We start from the raw sequence: 19,026 nt of genomic DNA on the forward strand, positions 1-19,026 counted from the left end.
ATTCTGGTTATGGCAACAATTTTAGGTTGATAAAAGAAGCATGAATATTTTTATTGACATCTTTTTTCTTTTTTTACACTTCATAAAAAATGCCTCTAAGATTTCGCTTAAAGGCATTTCAATCAGGATAGATAACTTTATTTTGTTATCAATCCACGGTTAATTAACATTGGGCGGATATCTGGATCATGGCCTCGAAAATCCCGGAACATCTTACCCAAATCTTCTGTATTCCCTCGCGATAAAATCATATCCCGAAAACGCTGGCCGTTCTCCCGCGTTAAACCACCGTGTTCTTCAAACCAGGAATAAGCATCATTATCTAACATGGAAGTCCACATATAAGCATAATAACCTGCTGCATAACCGCTTCCCCAAATATGCGAATAGTAAGTAGAGCGGTAGCGCGGCGGTATTTGCGGTAAATCTACGCCGGTTTTGTGCAAGGCATCTGCTTCAAATTTATCTACATCGGGTATTTGTGTACCTGCCGGAATGGTATGCCACGCTAAATCCAGATAATCGGCTGCTAATAATTCTGCTGTACCATAGCCCTGGTTAAAAGTAGCTGCTTTCTTTATTTTATCTACCAGTTCCTGTGGCATAGGCTCTCCGGTTTTGTAATGGACAGCATAATGTTTTAACACTTTCGGGTCTAATGCCCAATGTTCGTTAAATTGCGAAGGAAATTCTACAAAATCACGTGCCGTGCTGGTACCCGAAAGGCTTGGATACTGCTGACTGGCGAACATGCCATGAAGCGCATGGCCAAACTCGTGGAACATTGTTCTTACCTCTTCAAAATTAAGCAAGGCTGGCTGGCCGGGAGCAGGCTTGGTTAAATTGGCAACATTATAAATAACAGGTTTAGTGCCCAGTAATTTAGACTGGCCTACCATATTGCTCATCCAGGCGCCGCCACGTTTATTATCTCTTTTGAAGTAATCACAATAAAATAAACCGATCTGGCTGCCATCTTTATCAAAAACATCAAAAACACGAACATCAGGCTGCCAAACCGGCAAATCTTTTCGTTCTTTAAAAGTTAAACCATAAAGCTGATTAGCTGCATAAAAAACGCCATTGCGAAGCACATGATCTATTTCGAGATAAGGTTTCACCTGGTTCTGGTCTAAGTCGAACTTTGCCTTTCGTACCTGCTCGGCGTAATAGTTCCAGTCCCAAGGCTGCAACTGGAAACCACCATGCTGCTGATCTATTACCGCCTGAATATCTGCCGCTTCCTTTTTAGCGCCAACTATAGTTGGCGGTGCAACCTGACTTAAAAATTGCTCTACCGCTTGTGGTGTTTTAGCCATCTGGTTTTGCAGTTTCCATGCAGCATAATTAGGGAAGCCTAATAGTTTAGCTTTTTGTGCCCGGATTTGTGCAATGCGTACAATAGTTGCGCGTGTATCATTAGCATCGCCTTTTTCGGTCCGTGTCCAGGAAGCTTCAAAAAGTTTCTGACGGGTTGCACGGTTTGAAAGAGATTGCAGTTCGGGCTGCTGGGTAGTGTTTTGCAAAGAAATAAGCCATTTACCGGGCATACCGGCAGCTTTAGCATTTTGGGCAGCCGCTTCTATCGCGCCTGCCGATAGGCCTGCCAGTTCGGCTTTATCATTTACAACCAATGCGCCTGCTTTGGTTCCCGCCAGTAGCTGTGTACCAAATTTAGCCCTTAAAGAAGCTTCTTCCTGGTTTAGTTTTTTTAGTGTTTCTTTATCTGTTTCGGGCAACTGCGCACCGGCCATTACAAAATTCTGGTAGTAAAATTCCACCAAACGCAAGGACTCTGCATCCAGTTTAAGCTGATTACGTTTCTGGTAAAGACTTTCTACCCGTTTAAAAAGTTTTGTGTTGAGGTAAATGGCATCGTTATTGGCCGCAAGCTTTGGCGCTTCCTCCTCTTCAACCTTTTGCAGTTCGGGATTGGTATTTGCCCCCGTAAGCACACTAAATACGGCATCTGTCCTTTTTAATAAGCGGCCGCTTTTTTCCATCGAAACAAATGTGTTTTCAAAAGTAGGCGCAGCAGGGTTATTGGCTATTTTTTGTATTTCTGCCAGTTGTTGTTTCATGCCTTCTTCCATGGCCGGTTTAAAATCGCTGTTTTTGATCTTATCAAAAGCAGGAGCTTGAAAAGCCAACGTACTGGCTGCAAAAAAAGGATTGGAAGCCGGCAGTCCAGCAGTGCCCTGAGCAACTGCAACGCCATTTCCCATCCCCGAAAGGGCTAAAATGCCAAGCAAAGTAAAACAGGCTGATTTGTTCATTTTTAGGTAATTCTTATCTGTTTTCAATATTTAATAAAGTAATACAATTCTGCTTCAAATATTGAAATTTAATAAAGGCAAGTTTAAATTTATTTCGATAATCTTTTTCATGCTTCTTTTATCACACAAAAATCATCAAGGTTTTCATGCTTTTTGTATCAGCAGAAAGCAAAAAACAGTGCATAAAAGAAGCATAATCAACAATCAGTTTGTTTTGATATAAGTGCTCTCAAAAATCTTATCTGCATTGTTTGTTTCAAAGCCGTCCCTCCTGTGTTTTGATGTTATTTGATGAGGCAACAAATGTTTAAACTCTGGCAAAACCAGCCTTTCTGCAAATTCTACATAACTTCCTGCAATACTCAGCGTTTCACTGCCCGCAAAAGATGCTTCCTGCATTTCGGCCATTGTACTGCTTTGCAGTAGCAGGCCATCTTCGCTCACCTTAATCTTTCCGCCGGATGTGTTTAATTGAATGCCTAACCCTTCTACAAAATCATCAAATTTAGCAAGAGTGTTATAGCCTTCTTTTAAAGCATGAACACTGATGGTGTAGTGGTTAAGGTAATAGCGGTTATAAATTACCCATGCTGCATATTCACTTTCTTCCAAAAGCGCTAAATAATCTTGCCTGGTTGGCAGTTGCCAGAGTGATTGGTGGAAAAATTCGCCAATCTGCTGTCCGTTATTTAAATCCAGCTGAGCAACAGGATCAGATTTTATAAGTTCTGTATAACGATGGATTATTTGTTGGGCTTTTTCTGAAAGTTTATCTACCACAAGCTCACTCATAAATATCCGCGGATATTCTTCCGACGGAGGCGCATACCAATAAGCATTCAGCTTTTTCCCTTCAAAATAATAATAGTCTTTTTTTTTGATACCCGTGATGCAAAAAAATCTTCTCAAAAGATTGGATGCCTAAATTAGGGGCACCAAGCGTACGGAAAGCAATATGATCATTAACAATTTCCTGCTGAGCGCCAACTACTCCCCGTTCAATTAATGCATCTGTGATCTTTTTTACTGCAGGAACTTTTGCCTGGTAACGATCAAACAACGTATTTAAAAAGGTATCTAAAGGTGTATGATAGTTAAATTTCATAAAATTAAAGATCGATATTTATAGCGCTTTATCAACGAAGGTAACTGCAATAAATGTGGTAAATAGCAGTAGTTTTGCATCAGTTTTAGAAAACAACCTAAAAAAACAGGTATAAAAGAAGCATTAATTTTAGTATAAATTTAAAATCCCCCTTATCCATTCCATTCTTTTAATTTTTAAGTTAAACTGTAAGCCAATATTTCCGTAAAAAAGCGTATTATAATTTTCATTACTTAACCTGTGTTTAAACTTATGGAACAAACCGCTGGCATCAATCTTATTCCAGGTAACGATGCTGAACGTGTGGAGGCACTAAACCGGTACCGTATTTTTAACACCTCGTCTGAACAGGCATTTAACAACATAGCAGAACTTGCAAAAACTATATTCAAATCTCCCATTGCCCATGTTTCTTTTTTAAATGCAGAACAAGAGTTTATTAAAGCTAGCATAGGTTTAAGTAATCTGGTTTTGGTTGACAGAAAAGACAGTATTTGTGCACTGGCCATTCTTGATTCCGGAACAACGGTATTTGAAGATACCCTGGAAGAACCTTTACTGGCTACAAACCCTTTTGTACATGGGCCGGAAAATATGCGTTTTTATGCCGGATCGCCCTTGATAACACCTGATGGTTTTATAATAGGGACTATGTGCATTGTGGATACCACCCCGCGTACTTTTTCGGCATACGAAAAGGAAGTATTGCAAGGACTGGCAAAAGTAGCGATGGAACAAACCGAATTACGCCTGGCTACGATCCGCGAAACAGAAAAGCAAAAAGCCATTAACGAAAAACTTGCTGCCAGCGAACAACGTTTACAAGGCATACTCGATACCATGGCAGAAGGGGTAGGTATTATTGATACTGATGGCCAGCTAACTTATGCCAATCCGATGGCGCAAAAAATTCTAGGGCTTAAAGAAAGTGCGATTAAAGAACGCACTTTTGACGATTCTAAATGGCAAAACCTGAGGATAGATGGCTCGCCATTACCGGAGGCCGATCATCCGATGGCTGTAATGCTAAATACTGGTTTAGCTGTGTATGATTGTGAAATTGCTGTACAGCCGCCTGATAAAGAACGTTTCTATATCTCCATTAATGCGGCCCCTATTATTGATTCTGATGGTAAAATTACAGGAGGTATCGGCACGTTTATGGACGTAACCAACAGGAGAAAACTTTTGCAGCAGAAAGAGGAATTTATCAGCATTGCCAGCCATGAGCTTAAAACGCCGGTTACCAGCCTTAAAGCCTCTATGCAGATTTTAAACCGGATGAAGAATAACCCTTCGCCGGTTATGCTTTCTAAACTAATTGACCAATCTAACAGAAGCCTGTATAAATTAAGCAGCCTGATTAATGATTTACTAAACACTAACCGCATTTCCCAGGGACAGTTACAGCTTAGGAAGACTAATTTTACCATTGCAAATATGATTAATGATTGCTGCCACCACATTCGTACTACAGGAACACACGCAATTACTTTGAAAGGAGATATTGCCCTGCAAATATGTGCAGATGAACATCAGATTGATCAGGTAGTAGTAAACATAGTTAACAATGCAGTAAAATATGCACCCGATTCTAAGGAGATTTGTATCAATATTGAGAAGTTAGAAAAATTTGCAAAAATTTCGGTTAAGGATAGCGGGCCAGGCATACCTAATGATAAGTTACCGCATTTATTCGACCGTTACTATCGTGCTGATTATAGCGGCATTCAGTTTTCGGGCCTTGGACTTGGGCTGTATATATGCGCCGAGATCATCAAAAAACATGGTACAGAAATTGGTGTGGAGAGCAAGCCGGGAAAAGGCAGTACCTTTTGGTTTACGCTGCCATTATCCTGAAAATTAAGGTTATGGCCCTTTTGCTGCACCTGTTAATAAAAATGGCTAACGTTTAATAAAAATTACAAAAGAGTTGGGGAGATTTAAATACCGGGCATGCGTTCATGCTTTAATTATCTCTAATAAGTTATTTTTTTACTTTTGCAGCCGGTGACCCCTCCAAATAAAAGGCCTCAGGCAAGCCAGAAAACGCCAATTAAAAGAAAAGCTGCTGTAAAGAAAAAAGCACCTGTCAAAAAGAAAGGAAACAAAAAACAGGTATCTGCTTTTCCATGGAAAATTGTTCTTGCCGGAATACTGCTTGTACTGCTTTCGCCTTTTTATTACGGCTATATCGTTAAAACCTTTACTGCTGCCTGGCGGTGGATAAGGGACATCGGAGAGAACCCTAATTACCGTACTTACCGAAGTTTTGACATCCGTATCCCCAAAAAATACAGCATCCATGGCATTGATGTTTCTTATGCCCAGGGCAAGATCGACTGGTACCAGGTAAAGGCTATGCAGGAAGACAGCGTACACATCAGTTTCGTATTTATTAAGGCCACTGAAGGTTTGCTAACGGTTGACCCTTATTTTAAACGCAACTGGCGGGAAGCACCAAAAGTTGGACTGGTATGCGGCGCTTACCATTTTTTCAGGCCGCAAAAAAATGGTACCTGGCAGGCGCGTTTCTTTTTACAGAATGTTGATCTGGAAAAAGGCGATTTACCAATGGTTGTTGATATTGAAGAATTGGATGGCGTACCTCCTGACCAGATGCGGAAAGAATTAAAAAAATTTCTGGATTACCTGGAAAAGAAAACCCATGCAAAACCCATTATTTATTCCGGATTGAGCTTTTATCAGGATTATTTATCGGGCTATTTTGACAGCTACCCTTTTTGGATTGCCCATTATTACCAAGATCATTTAAAAATCAATCCTGCAACTAACTGGTGGTTTTGGCAGCATTCAGACAAAGCCAAAGTAAATGGCATTAACCATGTTGTTGATTTTAATGCTTTTAAAGGTGATGACCAAGACTTTCAAAGATTACTTGTCCCCTAATTAAAAAGCGATAAAATTTGTTAATTGCTACAGCTTATTTCCATGCTTCTTTTACCGGCATAAAATTAACAGCACAGATTTTTATCTGATAAAAACAGCATCGCCATTTTTAACATCTAATGCTGATACTTCTTTTATGCCTATAATTTATGATAGCTCATGCTCAGCCAAAAACAATTTTTACCCCATAAAAAAAGCATTTAAAAAACTAACAGCGCCACGATTAAAAAGGAGGTTTAGCAAAAAGCGATTATCCTAAACACCCACGATTAATTAGTGTTGTAACACTATTGCTAACCATTTAGCAATTAAAAAAGGATTAATAGTAAATATATCATCATGGAAAAAACAAATAAACCGGTTTGGTTTATCACCGGCTGCTCTACAGGTTTTGGACGAGAGCTGGCTAAATTAATATTAGGCAGAGGCTGGAATGCAGTAATTACCGCCAGAAATATTGACCAGGTTAAAGACATCGCCGAAGGTTATGAAAATACATCACTCGTATTACCGCTTGATGTAACCGATAAAACCCAGGTATCATCCGCGGTAACCAAAGCAGAAGAAGTTTTTGGCAAGATTGACGTTCTGGTAAACAATGCAGGCTACGGTTACTTCAGCAGTGTAGAAGAAGGCGAAGAAGAAAAGATCAGGAACCAGTTTGAAGTCAACTTTTTTGGTCTGGTAAACATGACGCAAGCTGTATTGCCAGGCATGCGCGAAAAACGGTCCGGGCATATTGTTAATTTCTCTTCTATCGGTGGGTTGAGGGCTTTTACAGCAACAGGTTATTATCACGCTACTAAATTTGCTGTAGAAGGTTTATCAGAATCTTTGGCACAGGAAGTAGCGCCATTGGGAATAAAAATATTAATTGTTGAACCAGGGCCTTTCCGTACAGACTGGGCAGGGCGGTCAACAAGCAGGACCCCGGTAAAAATAGCCGATTACAAAGACACTGTAGATGCACGGATGCAAGCCAGCCAGAAAGGAAGCGGCAAGCAGCAGGGAGACCCGGTTAGAGGATGCGAGGCTATTATTAAAGCGGTGGAATCTGATAAACACCAACTTCGGTTATTATTAGGCGAGCCTGCTTTTAAAATGGCATTGGAGAAAACAGAGATGCTTAAAGAAAATTTTGAAGCCTGGAAAGAGCTTACACTTAGTGCAGATTTCCCTGAACCTGAAAGGTAAATTAGAAGCTTAGTTTGGGTATTAAAAAACCTGAAGTTTGATAAAAACTTCAGGTTTTTGTTTTAAAAAGAGCACTGTTGTAGAAACTAATTTATTAAAATAACCAGCTTACATTTTTACATAATTGAGCATAGCTGTATTAGAAGTAGCTGCTGTTTCTGTATCGGTTGGTGCATAATAAGCAGAGAAAGTGATAATATCCTTTTGTTTAAGCAACTGGTTTAACGCCATACTTGCATCGTCTGAAGAATTATAAATTTTTTGATAGATAAAAGAACGCGTGATCCTTTTCTTCACAAACATTTTGCCGGCAATTAAAGTATCCTTGCTGCTGTTTACTACCATATTATTCAAGTTATCATCTACCCAATTGGTAGCGTTAACACCGTATTTAGTTAGAGATTGGTAATCAAAATTGGCTAAAGTTGTTCCGGTAAAATCCTCTTTTAAATGTACTGCACACTTTTGTGCTAACCTATTAGAATCCAGCACCAGCGTTAAGTCTTCCGTATAAACAATGTTTAATTTGTTAGAACTAACCGTAAGCTTAACAAGCTGAGGGTTTGTTTTGATATTCAGGGCAGTAAAGTTTCCGGTAACAGGAAGAGAAGTTGGACCGGCTTCGTTCCCGGATTTTTTACAACTTACCAATGCTAATGCCGATAAACAAAATAGTAATAGTTTTTTCAAGGGGCGATTTCTATTATTAAAACTTAGACTTTTATTGGTTCCGGTAACAATCAGCCAATAAAAATGCCAGTAAAAAAAGCATTTGCGATATAGAATTGAAATGCTACTTCTGTCCGTTTTCCGGGATTGAACAAATGGATCGTAAAAAAGAATAATTATTTCCCGAAAGAAAACAAATGTTCTTTTATTGTCCTTCCGCAGCTTTCAACTTTCCCGGTTAAAAACTTACTTTCGATAAAAGTAACCGCTCTACTGTATCCCAAAAAAAAGAAAAAGCAAAACAAAGGCTTAAAGAAAAAGCCTTTACACCTTATAGTTGTAGGCTCATCAGGAAAAAAAGCACTAAGAATAGGGCAAAGTTTAATAATTAAAAAACGGGTCGCTTAACCTGCCGGAAACTCATCCATCGGCACAAACACTTCTTTTACCGATACATTTAATCAGGCACATTTCTTTAGGATTATTTTTGAACCAGCATATATCAAATTTATAAACTCAAAGAAGATATAATAATGGAAAGAAAGAATTTTTTAAGAAGCCTGATTATTGGCACTGTATCTACTTCTGTTCTCGTTGATAGTTGTAAGAAAGATACTGATGCCATAACAGCTACCGGCAGCAGCACAACAACTTCGTCATCAACAACAGCCTCGTCATCTTCCAGCTCATCGGGTAGCAGCACTTGCAGTGTAATTGAAACAGAAACCGAAGGCCCTTTTCCATCCAAAACACCTGCTTCTTATGTTAGGAGTGATATTACGGATGGCAGAACAGGTTATAAATTAACGGCTAAATTTACAATCAACAACAGCAATAACAGTTGTAACCCACTTTCAGGTGCTTTGGTAGATATTTGGCATTGTGATGCAGAAGGTAATTATTCTGAATACGGCGGCACCAGTATGCAATCTACCAATTACACTTCTGTACATTTTTTGCGGGGCAGGCAAACCACAGATGCTAATGGTTTGGTTACGTTTACCTCTATCTTTCCCGGTTGGTACCAAAGTCGTGCTACGCATATCCATGTCCATATTTACAATGCTGCCGGCACTTCGTTAAAAGTAACACAGGTTTGTTTTCCGGAAGGAACAGGAAGCGCCTTATTAGCTGTTAATGGTTATAAAAAGGGCATGACGGGTTATACTTATAACGCGCAGGACAGTGTATTTAGCGATGACAGCGCAGGCTTGGAACTGGCAACCGTTACCGGAAATACTACTGACGGATTTGTATTATCCATTACCATGAGCATACCTGCTTAAACCTTAAATTCTACCTTGTTAATCCTACTTCTGCCAAAGACGCTAAAGGCTCTCCTATAGGGGGTATCTTTTTAAATAATGACCGCACGTATCATAACACTTCAGTACAGAAAAATTATTGATGTAAACGCAATAAAACAATGGGACAAACTGGTATTTGAAGATTCTTTTGTAGAATTTAAAATGCAGGCCCAAAACTTTAATCGGGGAACACCATTCAGTTCTTATGCAGAATTAATTAGAAATATTCCACATGCAGAACGGCTGACAGGCTTAGTTACACCATCTATTACTGGTTACGTGCAGCAATTGGATTCTATTGTTCCTGATATTTTAAACAACATCGGAAGAAGGTTTCTGAAGTTTAATCAATTTAAGTTTGAATTGATTAATTCTGATATGAATGATAAAAGCAAACACCAGGTAGGCATTAATTTTTATTCTAACCTTATCTGGCATGAAACAGTAGGAAATTATTTGCTGGTATCCAACTATCATCATGGGCCGGATGCACAATTGAAGCCACAGGATAACGAACTGCTAACCCACCTTTTCCAGCTACAGCCTTATTTAAATATTTGTGCCATTAAAAACAGTATTTGAAATGGATGCTATTTCTCACGGCCAAATTTACCTGGCAGACCAGCGCGGCGTTTTAGAAACCAGTGCTTTTAGAAGGTACAGCACTTTTAATTATGCTGGTTACTTTGAAGAGCATCGCAAAGCTTTTGATAAATTAGAGGTTTTAAACGATCAGATACTGGCTGCAAATCGTTCAGTAAACATTAGCTTTAAACAATCTGAATATATTATTATCATTCCGATAACGGGAGAAGTAATTTATAAAGGTCAAAACAGCAATGCTGTAACTGTTGATGCCGGACAAATTTTTATAAAGTACCAATCGACAGGAAGTGCTGCTGAGCTTATAAATCCTTTTGAAGGCGACTGGATTAATTTTTTGCATTTGCAATTAAAGGCAGATACAAAAACTGATATTCTTTTTAGCAAAATGTTCGGGTTTGATCTCGATGCTACCTCTAACAAACTTATTAAAGTAGTTACTGAGGAAGATGTAGTTAGTTCAGCCGCTCCTTTTTCTATTTATATCGGCCGTTTTGAAGGCAGAAAAGATGCGCTTTTAAAGCTTAAAAATAAATCTTCTCAACTTTTTGCTTTTGTAATTCATGGTGCTTTTGAATTACAGGGACGTTTAATGCATGAGCGGGACGGATTAGCTCTTTGGGAACTGGAGGAAGCAGACCTGGAAGCGTTAAGTAATCAGGCAATTATATTAATAATAGAAATGGCAGGCGAAAATATAGCTGCCTGATTTTGAAAAATATGTAGTTACTTTTTTTTAATCAAGTTACGGATACTATCAATATAAGTATCACTTACAGGAAGCTCGGCAGTAGTAAGCTGCACTTTCCGGTTTTGTATCGACCTGATCTTGTTTACTGCTACAATAAAACTTCTGTGGATACGCTTAAAATCTTCCGCAGGTAATTTTTCCAATACTTTTTTTAACGACATTAATGTTAGCACAGGCTTTTCTGCCTTCGTATGGATTTTGATATAATCTTCCATACTTTCAATATACTCAATATCATTCAGGTTGATTTTAATCATCCGGTACTCCGAATACACGTACAAACTTTCTGCCTGCGATTGGTCGCGAATGCCGTGCTTGTACCTGTAATAATCCAAAGCCTTGTCTATTGCTTTGCTAAACCGTTTCATATCAATCGGTTTTAGCAAATAATCAAGTGCTTCAAGTTCAAAACCTTCGAAAGCAAAATTTTTATAAGCAGTGGTAAAAATAACCATCGGTTTGTTTTGCAGTGAGCGAACCAGTTCGATACCAGTAATATCAGGCATATTGATATCAATAAAAAGGAGGTCGATGGTATGGTTCCTTAAAAACTCTGCCCCTGCTATGGCATCTTCAAAAGTTTGCACCAATTGCAACAACGGAAATTTGCCGATATAACTACTAATTAATTGCAAAGCCAGCGGCTCGTCATCAATTGCAATACATTTTATCATCATTGATAAAGCCACTTAGGTTACTGATGCTTCTTTTAGCACACTAATTTAGGTGCCGAATTATACCGGTACCAAAAGTATATAAATCTGATGATTTTTAGGTGGTAAAAGAAGCATGTAATGTGGCAGGATAATTTTCAATAAAACCTAAGCATGCAAAGCCAGGTTTACTGTATAAAGTCCATTTTCATGGCTGATATTTAAGGAATATTTACCCGGATAAAGATGTTCAAGCCGTTGCCTGGTATTGGTAATGCCTATTCCCTTCCGGCCTGCATCCAGTTTGGTATTAAATACCGGGTTCTGGCAAAACAGGGCTATTGTTTTTTCTTCAATCGCAATCCTGATTTTTAAGATACTGTTTTCCTGTTTGCTGATGCCGTATTTAAAAATATTTTCAATAAAAGTCATAAATATAAGTGGCGGGATAATTTTATTTACCGGGTTTCCGGTGATCGTAAAATCTACCTGCGTTTTGCTGCCAATACGCAACTGTTGCAGCCCGATATAATCTTCAATACACTCCAGCTCATTTTGCAGCGGTACAAAATCTTCACTCACCTCATCTGTTACATAACGCATAATGTTGGATAGTTTCATGATACTTTCAGCAGTATGTTCGTTTCCGGTAACAGCAAGCGTGTAAATATTATTAAGCGTATTAAACAAAAAATGCGGATTGATCTGTGCTTTTAAAAACGATAATTCTGCATTTGCCCTGCCGGCTTCGGCTATTGTTGCCCGCTGTTCTGTTAAGCCCCATTGCTGCGTAATTTCAACGGCCGTACTTAAAGCAATGATCATTACGAAGATAAAAAGACTGGTCGTATCCACATAACGGAAGTGTTCCCTGCCAGGCTTCTGCCCTCCTGGTGGGCCATGATGTTCGGGCCGTTCGCCAAATTGTTTATCTGGGGGCGGTATAGGATGATCAAAACCTTTTCCGGGAGGCGGCCCTTCCATTCTTCTGTCATTGCCATAGCTTCCGTTTTCGCCAGGCCGCATATCCCCTGTATTCCTTTCGGAAGGAAAAGGCATATTAGATAAAAGCCTGTCGAAAGGCTGCAGCAAATAAATTGCAGCAAATAAAATAAGGATGATTGTAAAGTAGGGGAAGTATTTTTTCCGGAGAAAGAAAGCCGGTATTAAATACAGGCTGTTCAGGTAAAAAATAAGGATATAGCAAATGCAGAATTCCCAGTAATGGTGGTTTAACAGAAGCGAAAAAATGTTACCGTTACTGCTTCCCCGATTAAAAAAAACAAGCGGAAAGCAAAGGAACAGCATCCAGCCTGCAAGATGAATGATGAGGCTTGTTAACTTAATTTTTTGTTTGTATAGTAATTGCATAGGCCCCTTTTTTACTACCGATTGGCAGTATAATTAAATTTTGGTAGAAGAGCTTTTTTTTAAAATCGATAAATTAAGAAGCCATTAAATAAGCCATTTTTGAAGCTAAAACCTGAATATCTAACGGTTTAATAAAAAGGGCATCGCATTTATAAAAATCTTCATTTGCTTTTTTGGTTTTATAAGCCGTAACAATAATAATCGGAACGGTATGCAGTTCGGCATCCTGTTTCAGGTCCTGGCAAATTACGGCACAATCGCCATCGAGCAGCAAATAATCCAGGATGATAAGGTCTGGCCTGAAAACTTTAGCTTTATCATAAACCGCATTCGGATCATAAATGGTTTGCAAATCAAAATCGCCATAACAGCTTATTTCGTCAACTACAGATTGTATCCGGCTATCCTTGTCCAAAACCAATATCCGCTTTTGTGAGGCCAATAATTCCATAAGTAAAATCTAAAATGCTGATGATGCCTACAAACTTCTTACACTTTCCCTGATAGCCGAAACATGTATCGGTAAATAAAAGAAATGTATCGGTTAAACAGAATCAACCTAAAGAAATGAAAACTGGCCGATGCTGTTTTTATGGCATAAAAATTAACAGGCTGATTTTTTTGGTGATTAATTTTACTAAAAAAATCGGACTAATACAGTTAGTTTTTAAATTATGTTTAAAAACTTTTAATAAAAAGAAAAACTATCAGTATTATTCAGTACCTTGCAGACTTATTAAATATATAATGCAACAAGGAACAGTAAAATTTTTTAATGAAACAAAAGGTTTCGGATTTATTACACCTAATGATGGTGGAAGCGAAATTTTTGTTCATTCTTCAGGTCTGATTGACAATATCCGCGAAAGCGATTCTGTAAATTTTGACGTTGAGCAAGGCCGTAAAGGCCCTAACGCGGTAAATGTAAAAGTAGGTTAATATTATACTATAATCATCATTTATAAAGCATTCTCCTTTTTAGGAGGATGCTTTTTTTATAACCGATTTTTTTTATAATTTTATAACAAACGAACAGCACATTGCGAAGCCTTCGCAATAATTAAAATAAAACAATGGGTAGATCAACAGAAACTTTCAGTAAAAAAGAAAAAGAAAAGAAAAGATTAAAAAAACAACTGGATAAAAAAGAAAAGACAGAAGATCGTAAAGCTAATTCTGATAAAGGAAAAAGCCTGGACGAAATGATGGCTTATGTGGATGAAAACGGAAATATTACTTCCACACCTCCGGATCCAACTAAAAAAAGGAAAAACCTTGTAGAAAACATACAAATTGGTGTGCCGAAACAAGAAGCTGCATTGCCGGCAGATTTGATCAGGAACGGAACGATTACGTTTTTTAATGAATCAAAAGGATATGGGTTTATTAAAGATTTGCAAACGCAGGACAGTGTTTTTGTCCACATCAATGGTTTGGTTGACCCGGTAAAAGAAGGTGATAAAGTAACTTTTGAAACCGAACAGGGACAAAAAGGCCCAAATGCCATTAAAGTTAAAAAAGCTGTAAAGTAAAGTTGAGTGCTTTTGTACCTGCTATTTTTACAGGCATAAAAACAGTAGCTGGTTTACAAAATAGCGCAATCCATATAACAGACAGGTTTTCCTTTAGATATCCGTTAAAAACAAAAAAGCTGCCCAAATGGCAGCTTTTTTAAAGCTATTACCAACACTTATTTTATATCGATTTGCCGGCTCACGGTTTTGGCTTCTTCCTTTTTAGCCAGATCAATTTTCAGCACGCCATCTTCGTAAGCAGCTTCAATACGATTATGGTCGGCCAGTTCTGGTAAAGTGAACGAACGCACAAATGAACTGTAACTGTACTCGCGTTTGTTATATTTCCGGTTATTTTCGGTGTTTTCTTTTTGTTGCTCAACAGAAATATTCAGCACGTTATCATCAACATTAATCTTAAAATCCTGTTTTTTTAAACCAGGGGCAGCAAGTTCGATATGATAATTTTCAGCAGATTCGCTGATGTTAACAGCAGGTACGCGGGTTACCATGCGGTCAGAAAAAAAGGTGTCGTTTAAAATAGATTCGAAAACATCATTAAAGCCTGGCAATAATGAATTGTTTCTTTTGTCGTTGTTAAATTTAACCAATGCCATGGTTTATTCTCCTTTAATTGTTTTAAAAAATAAATGGATACATTAATTAATTAAACTTTGGATTGCTATCCGTATAAGCTTAAACAAGCCGAATGCCAAAACAGATAAAGCAGCAGCAGGTATAAGAACTGATGAAAAACAGACAGTATGAATGAAATTTTTTCAGTTTTGAAATGTCAAATTTTCATTTTAACAACCCGTACCAGCTTCTTTAAAACAACAAATGGAGTGCTTGGCGAGATGATACTGTAAAAACTGTTGATGCTTCTTTTATCACCTAAAAATTTGCATCGGCCTCTGTTCAATCAAATCCAAACAATACAATTAAAATTTTTAGGTGATAAAAGAAGCATGAAAAGCAGGCTGAATAAACCTGAACAAGTTTTTAGCTTGATGGCCGGCCTTAAAAATTTGGATTACTTTTACAGTGAAATTTGTTTTTAATGCCAGCGAAGCCAAAACTAATTGTAGAACTAAAAGATAAGCTGCATCCGCGGAACAGGCATAAATACCGCTACAATTTTCCGGAACTGATAACAAGCTTTCCAGACTTAGCTGCGTTTGTTTCCCTTAACCCGTTTCAGGATTTGTCCATCGATTTTAAAAATCCGCAAGCTGTAAAAATGTTAAACAAAGCTTTGCTGAAGCATTTTTACAACATTGCATTTTGGGATATTCCAGAAGGTTATTTATGCCCGCCTGTTCCCGGGCGTGCAGATTATATTCATTACCTCGCCGATTTATTGGCTTCGTCAAACAAAGAAATTATTCCTCGCGGAAAATCTGTAAAAGTGCTGGATGTTGGTGTAGGCGCAAATTGTATTTATCCTTTGATCGGGCACCAGGAATACGGCTGGAACTTTACCGGATCTGATATTGATCCTGTTGCCATCAGTTCTGCAAAAAACATGGTACAAGCTAATTCTTTAACAAAAGCCATCAGCATCAGGAAGCAAAATTCGACAAAGCATGTTTTTACAGGTATAATCCTTCCCAAAGAAACCTTCGATCTGACTATGTGCAACCCGCCTTTTCACGCTTCTTTAACGGAAGCAACTGCAGGGACAGTGCGGAAATGGAAAAATCTGGGCAAAGCCGAACAAGGCATCGTAACGCTAAATTTTGGCGGCAGAAACACAGAACTTTGGTGCGAAGGCGGAGAGGAACGTTTTGTGCGTCAGATGATTGAAGAAAGTGCAGCTTTTGCCAAATCCTGCTTTTGGTTTACTTCGCTCATCTCTAAAAAAGAAACGCTGCCGGGATGTTACCGTGCGTTGGAAAAATTTAAAGCAGGAGAAGTCAGGACCATAAACATGGCGCAGGGACAAAAAACCAGCCGTATTTTAGCATGGACATTTTTGGATCAGGCTGAACAACAGGAATGGCAATCGAAACACCGGAAATAAGGTTATGTTAGATGAAGACTAAAAGCGGTTATGAATTTCTGTCATCACCCGAACCATTTCTCCGCGAATTTCTGCCGTTGGGCGCGTGTAATTGTTGTTCATGTAAGAAAACAGCAGTCTTTTGCCTTTTCTGGTAATTAAATAACCGCTCTGGTTATGATTATTGGATAAAGAACCTGTTTTCCCCCAAACAAAAGGAATACCGTTATCGGTTTTGTAAGCATTTTTAAGCGTACCGGAAACACCTCCGGCAGGCAATAAACTATGTAGTTTTTGTTCGTTTCCTACTTTGTTTTCTATTTTTTGCAGGATAGCAATCATTGTTCTGGGCGTAAAAAGATTCTGGCGGGAAAGCCCGGAACCGTCTGCCCATTGCGGCCCGTCCGGCAAATCGCTCAAAAAATTTTTCTTGCTGTAAGCGATAACAGCCTGCGTACTTAAAACCCCTCCGGGTAAAGTAGATGAACAAACCAGCAACAGTTGCTCGGCAATAAAATTATCGCTTGGCCAAAGCATTTGCTTGTAAACAGAATCGGCAGCAATACTGTAAATTATTTTTGCTGATCCTGGCATATCCATCTTAATTAATCCAATTGGTTTTTTTAAAGTATCCTGCAATAATGCAAGTGTTAATTCCGGACTGGTTTTCCATGGGATTTCCTGTTTAAAGTTTGTAGGGACCGGACCGGCAGGATACACAAACTTGTTTTCAAAAATGCTTCTTTTAACCATAAATTTTTGTGGTATAAAAGAAGTATCCTGTTGCAAATATTTTTTTAAATAACTTGGTTTAACTTGCAATTTCCCTTGTGCATCTGCACTAATTATGGCAACATTATCTTCTATCGGCATTGCTGTTATTTCTGCCTGATAGTAATCATTGTAATCGCCGTAAGGCCAACCTTCACCATAAAAATCTCCGGTAAAATTGGAAGCCGAATAAAACAATTGTTTAGAAGTATTTTTTAACAATTCAAATACTTTGGTTAATTTTAAATTGGAATGCAGGAAAGAAGGATCGCCGGTTCCCCAAAAAATCAAAGAATCGCCTTTTGTTATATAACGCAAACCTGGAACAGAATCGCCCAACATTTGCAAAGCTGTATAAAAAGTAAAAAGTTTGGTATTGGATGCAGGTGTAAAGTATTTATCCGCATTTTCCTCATAAATCATTTTCTTTTTTTCCTGATCGTACAAAGCAAAACCTGTAAAATGATCTTTGTTGATGGTTGAGTTTTTGAATATCCTGCTGATTTTGTGTTTGGTAATTTGATGAGAACAGCTTGAAAGCATGCAAATAATTAGGGCATAAAAGAAGCATAAATTTATTCTTTTGAAACTTTTGTTTAAAAACGTTTTTTTGAAAAGCATCACATTTTTTAGATAAACCATTATCCAATTAAATAATTACTTGTTCCAACCGATCCAAATATCCTTGATCCACATCTGCACCAATACCAGGAGAATCATCCAATTCCAATTGCATTCCATTATACTTGCAACCTCCAATTACCGGATCAACCAAATGCCCTAACAAACAAGTATCCAAGTCAAAAAAGCTGATGTTTTTAAAAGCCATTGCAAAATGAACATTTGCAGTTAAGGCCAATCGACTTTCCAGCATTCCGCCTTGCATACAATTTATGTTATTTTTTTCTGCAACCTGGTTAATTTTAATGGCTTCGTTTATGCCGCCACTTTTGGCAAATTTAATATTGATGTATTTTGCAGATTTATTTTGAATGATGCGTTCTGCATCGTAATGTGTGTAAACACTTTCATCGGCCATAATTGGAATGGGCGAAAGTTTGCAAAGTTCGGGCAGCAAATTATCGTTGTAAGTCCGCATGGGTTGTTCGCAAAATTGGATGTTGTATTGTGCTAAGTTTTGCAAGGTAAAAACAGCATCATCAAAAGTCCAGCCCTGGTTTGCATCCAAACGTAACTTTATATCTGGCCCAATGGCATTTCTTATTTGTTTGATCCGTTCAATATCCTCTTCCGGCTGCTTGCCTAATTTTACTTTGATGATTTCAAAACCTTGTGCTTTAAATTTTAGGGCAGAACCTGCCATTGCTTCGGGGGCAGCAATCCCGATGGTAATATCAGTTTCAATTTTCCTTTTTTCTCCGCCTAAAAACTTGTATAAAGGTTGGTTTGCATGTTTGGCGGCTAGATCGTACAAAACCATGTCGAATGCGCTTTTTATCGTATAATTTTTAGCGATATATAAATCCAATTCTGCTAATCTTGTTTCAATCTCGGCAGCATCTTTATTTTTCCAGATGGCTGCAAAATCTTTGGCCAGTTCGTAACAAGTTCCCTGACTTTCGCCTACAATCATCGGGAAAGCAGAACATTCGCCAACACCGGTTAAACCAATATCTGTATTTGCGCGGATAAAAATATTCTGGGCAAACTCCATCGTGCCTGTAGCAATGGTAAAAGGTTCTATCGGAATAGAATATTTGTAAATTTCGAATGAGGTAAATTTCACGGTATTGTTCTAAAATGCTTTACAATCCCAAGTGATTAATAGAACTATGGATTTGTAATTAATATTTGGACTGTTCTAAACTTAAAATTAATATTTAAAAGGACATTTTAAAAGTAATAGATTTTCGCTATTAAAACTATGTTTGTTTGTGGT

The 19,026-nt window shown here is 38.2% G+C and carries 19 protein-coding genes; 9 read left to right on the plus strand and 10 right to left on the minus strand.

The window, feature by feature from the left end; translation table 11 throughout:
* Positions 1–137: 137 nt before the first annotated feature.
* From dcp to GO621_RS19140, 3 genes are all read right to left on the minus strand, one after another.
* A complete protein-coding gene (dcp, locus tag GO621_RS16095; RefSeq protein WP_157568906.1) occupies positions 138–2,276 on the minus strand; it encodes a peptidyl-dipeptidase Dcp in 2,139 nt (712 codons plus the stop codon).
* Between the two features lie 204 nt (positions 2,277–2,480).
* A complete protein-coding gene (locus GO621_RS16100; protein ID WP_232335681.1) occupies positions 2,481–3,185 on the minus strand; it encodes a DUF1338 domain-containing protein in 705 nt (234 codons plus the stop codon).
* The gene (locus tag GO621_RS19140) at positions 3,130–3,381 is read right to left on the minus strand and encodes a 2-oxoadipate dioxygenase/decarboxylase family protein (protein WP_232335682.1); all 252 of its coding nucleotides are present in this window, start codon (positions 3,379–3,381) and stop codon (positions 3,130–3,132) included. Before GO621_RS19140 ends, GO621_RS16100 begins: the two co-directional genes overlap by 56 nt.
* A gap of 252 nt (positions 3,382–3,633) precedes the next feature.
* Here GO621_RS19140 and GO621_RS16105 point away from each other — a divergent pair, with 252 nt between their 5' ends.
* From GO621_RS16105 to GO621_RS16115, 3 genes are all read left to right on the plus strand, one after another.
* Entirely contained in the window at positions 3,634–5,241 is a 1,608-nt protein-coding gene (locus tag GO621_RS16105; protein ID WP_157568908.1) for an ATP-binding protein, read from the plus strand.
* 150 nt (positions 5,242–5,391) lie between these two features.
* Positions 5,392–6,291, plus strand: a complete 900-nt coding sequence (locus GO621_RS16110) for a glycoside hydrolase family 25 protein (RefSeq protein WP_317163461.1) — start codon at positions 5,392–5,394, stop codon at positions 6,289–6,291.
* Positions 6,292–6,630: 339 nt separating this feature from the next.
* On the plus strand, positions 6,631–7,485 hold the full coding sequence (locus GO621_RS16115; RefSeq protein ID WP_157568911.1) for an oxidoreductase: 855 nt from the start codon (positions 6,631–6,633) through the stop codon (positions 7,483–7,485).
* A 108-nt stretch (positions 7,486–7,593) separates the two neighbouring features.
* Here GO621_RS16115 and GO621_RS16120 read toward each other — a convergent pair whose 3' ends face one another.
* Positions 7,594–8,175, minus strand: coding sequence for a hypothetical protein (locus GO621_RS16120; protein ID WP_157568913.1), 582 nt, complete (start codon positions 8,173–8,175; stop codon positions 7,594–7,596).
* 512 nt (positions 8,176–8,687) lie between these two features.
* Between GO621_RS16120 and GO621_RS16125 the strand changes: the two genes are divergently transcribed.
* The 3 genes from GO621_RS16125 to GO621_RS19325 all read left to right on the plus strand — a co-directional run bounded on the left by GO621_RS16125 (position 8,688) and on the right by GO621_RS19325 (position 10,773).
* On the plus strand, positions 8,688–9,440 hold the full coding sequence (locus tag GO621_RS16125) for a dioxygenase family protein (protein ID WP_157568914.1): 753 nt from the start codon (positions 8,688–8,690) through the stop codon (positions 9,438–9,440).
* A gap of 78 nt (positions 9,441–9,518) precedes the next feature.
* Positions 9,519–10,043, plus strand: coding sequence for a hypothetical protein (locus tag GO621_RS16130; protein ID WP_157568915.1), 525 nt, complete (start codon positions 9,519–9,521; stop codon positions 10,041–10,043).
* On the plus strand, positions 10,021–10,773 hold the full coding sequence (locus tag GO621_RS19325; RefSeq protein WP_157568917.1) for a pirin family protein: 753 nt from the start codon (positions 10,021–10,023) through the stop codon (positions 10,771–10,773). Before GO621_RS16130 ends, GO621_RS19325 begins: the two co-directional genes overlap by 23 nt.
* Positions 10,774–10,790: 17 nt before the next feature.
* Here the strand turns inward: GO621_RS19325 and GO621_RS16140 are convergent, their stop codons facing one another.
* From GO621_RS16140 to GO621_RS16150, 3 genes are all read right to left on the minus strand, one after another.
* The gene (locus GO621_RS16140) at positions 10,791–11,492 is read right to left on the minus strand and encodes a LytR/AlgR family response regulator transcription factor (RefSeq protein WP_157568919.1); all 702 of its coding nucleotides are present in this window, start codon (positions 11,490–11,492) and stop codon (positions 10,791–10,793) included.
* 144 nt (positions 11,493–11,636) lie between these two features.
* Positions 11,637–12,560, minus strand: coding sequence for a sensor histidine kinase (locus GO621_RS16145; protein ID WP_198170286.1), 924 nt, complete (start codon positions 12,558–12,560; stop codon positions 11,637–11,639).
* Positions 12,561–12,912: 352 nt separating this feature from the next.
* Positions 12,913–13,290 (minus strand): response regulator, encoded by a 378-nt coding sequence (locus GO621_RS16150; protein ID WP_157568922.1) that lies wholly within the window; start codon positions 13,288–13,290, stop codon positions 12,913–12,915.
* Positions 13,291–13,586: 296 nt separating this feature from the next.
* Between GO621_RS16150 and GO621_RS16155 the strand changes: the two genes are divergently transcribed.
* Entirely contained in the window at positions 13,587–13,778 is a 192-nt protein-coding gene (locus GO621_RS16155; protein WP_157568971.1) for a cold-shock protein, read from the plus strand.
* Between the two features lie 134 nt (positions 13,779–13,912).
* Entirely contained in the window at positions 13,913–14,371 is a 459-nt protein-coding gene (locus tag GO621_RS16160; protein ID WP_157568924.1) for a cold-shock protein, read from the plus strand.
* Between the two features lie 158 nt (positions 14,372–14,529).
* Here GO621_RS16160 and GO621_RS16165 read toward each other — a convergent pair whose 3' ends face one another.
* On the minus strand, positions 14,530–14,970 hold the full coding sequence (locus tag GO621_RS16165) for an Hsp20/alpha crystallin family protein (protein WP_157568926.1): 441 nt from the start codon (positions 14,968–14,970) through the stop codon (positions 14,530–14,532).
* A gap of 443 nt (positions 14,971–15,413) precedes the next feature.
* Between GO621_RS16165 and rlmF the strand changes: the two genes are divergently transcribed.
* Positions 15,414–16,376: a 23S rRNA (adenine(1618)-N(6))-methyltransferase RlmF gene (rlmF, locus tag GO621_RS16170; RefSeq protein ID WP_157568928.1), complete on the plus strand. Its 963-nt coding sequence runs from the start codon at positions 15,414–15,416 to the stop codon at positions 16,374–16,376.
* A gap of 18 nt (positions 16,377–16,394) precedes the next feature.
* Here rlmF and GO621_RS16175 read toward each other — a convergent pair whose 3' ends face one another.
* A complete protein-coding gene (locus GO621_RS16175) occupies positions 16,395–17,669 on the minus strand; it encodes a D-alanyl-D-alanine carboxypeptidase/D-alanyl-D-alanine-endopeptidase (RefSeq protein WP_232335683.1) in 1,275 nt (424 codons plus the stop codon).
* 106 nt (positions 17,670–17,775) lie between these two features.
* A complete protein-coding gene (locus tag GO621_RS16180; RefSeq protein ID WP_317163463.1) occupies positions 17,776–18,873 on the minus strand; it encodes a mandelate racemase/muconate lactonizing enzyme family protein in 1,098 nt (365 codons plus the stop codon).
* Positions 18,874–19,026 lie beyond the last annotated feature (153 nt).

It is taken from the genome of Mucilaginibacter arboris (assembly GCF_009754915.1).
Lineage (GTDB): Bacteria > Bacteroidota > Bacteroidia > Sphingobacteriales > Sphingobacteriaceae > Mucilaginibacter_A > Mucilaginibacter_A arboris.

Excerpts from the sequence above, each read along its gene's own strand:
- dcp (WP_157568906.1), bottom strand. The coding sequence starts at position 2,276 with ATGAACAAATCAGCCTGTTTTACTTTGCTTGGCATTTTAGCCCTTTCG.
- GO621_RS19140 (WP_232335682.1), bottom strand. The coding sequence starts at position 3,381 with ATGAAATTTAACTATCATACACCTTTAGATACCTTTTTAAATACGTTG.
- GO621_RS16105 (WP_157568908.1), top strand. The coding sequence starts at position 3,634 with ATGGAACAAACCGCTGGCATCAATCTTATTCCAGGTAACGATGCTGAA.
- GO621_RS16115 (WP_157568911.1), top strand. The coding sequence starts at position 6,631 with ATGGAAAAAACAAATAAACCGGTTTGGTTTATCACCGGCTGCTCTACA.
- GO621_RS16125 (WP_157568914.1), top strand. The coding sequence starts at position 8,688 with ATGGAAAGAAAGAATTTTTTAAGAAGCCTGATTATTGGCACTGTATCT.
- GO621_RS16130 (WP_157568915.1), top strand. The coding sequence starts at position 9,519 with ATGACCGCACGTATCATAACACTTCAGTACAGAAAAATTATTGATGTA.
- GO621_RS16140 (WP_157568919.1), bottom strand. The coding sequence starts at position 11,492 with ATGATGATAAAATGTATTGCAATTGATGACGAGCCGCTGGCTTTGCAA.
- GO621_RS16150 (WP_157568922.1), bottom strand. The coding sequence starts at position 13,290 with ATGGAATTATTGGCCTCACAAAAGCGGATATTGGTTTTGGACAAGGAT.
- GO621_RS16155 (WP_157568971.1), top strand. The coding sequence starts at position 13,587 with ATGCAACAAGGAACAGTAAAATTTTTTAATGAAACAAAAGGTTTCGGA.
- GO621_RS16160 (WP_157568924.1), top strand. The coding sequence starts at position 13,913 with ATGGGTAGATCAACAGAAACTTTCAGTAAAAAAGAAAAAGAAAAGAAA.
- GO621_RS16165 (WP_157568926.1), bottom strand. The coding sequence starts at position 14,970 with ATGGCATTGGTTAAATTTAACAACGACAAAAGAAACAATTCATTATTG.
- rlmF (WP_157568928.1), top strand. The coding sequence starts at position 15,414 with ATGCCAGCGAAGCCAAAACTAATTGTAGAACTAAAAGATAAGCTGCAT.
- GO621_RS16175 (WP_232335683.1), bottom strand. The coding sequence starts at position 17,669 with ATGCTTTCAAGCTGTTCTCATCAAATTACCAAACACAAAATCAGCAGG.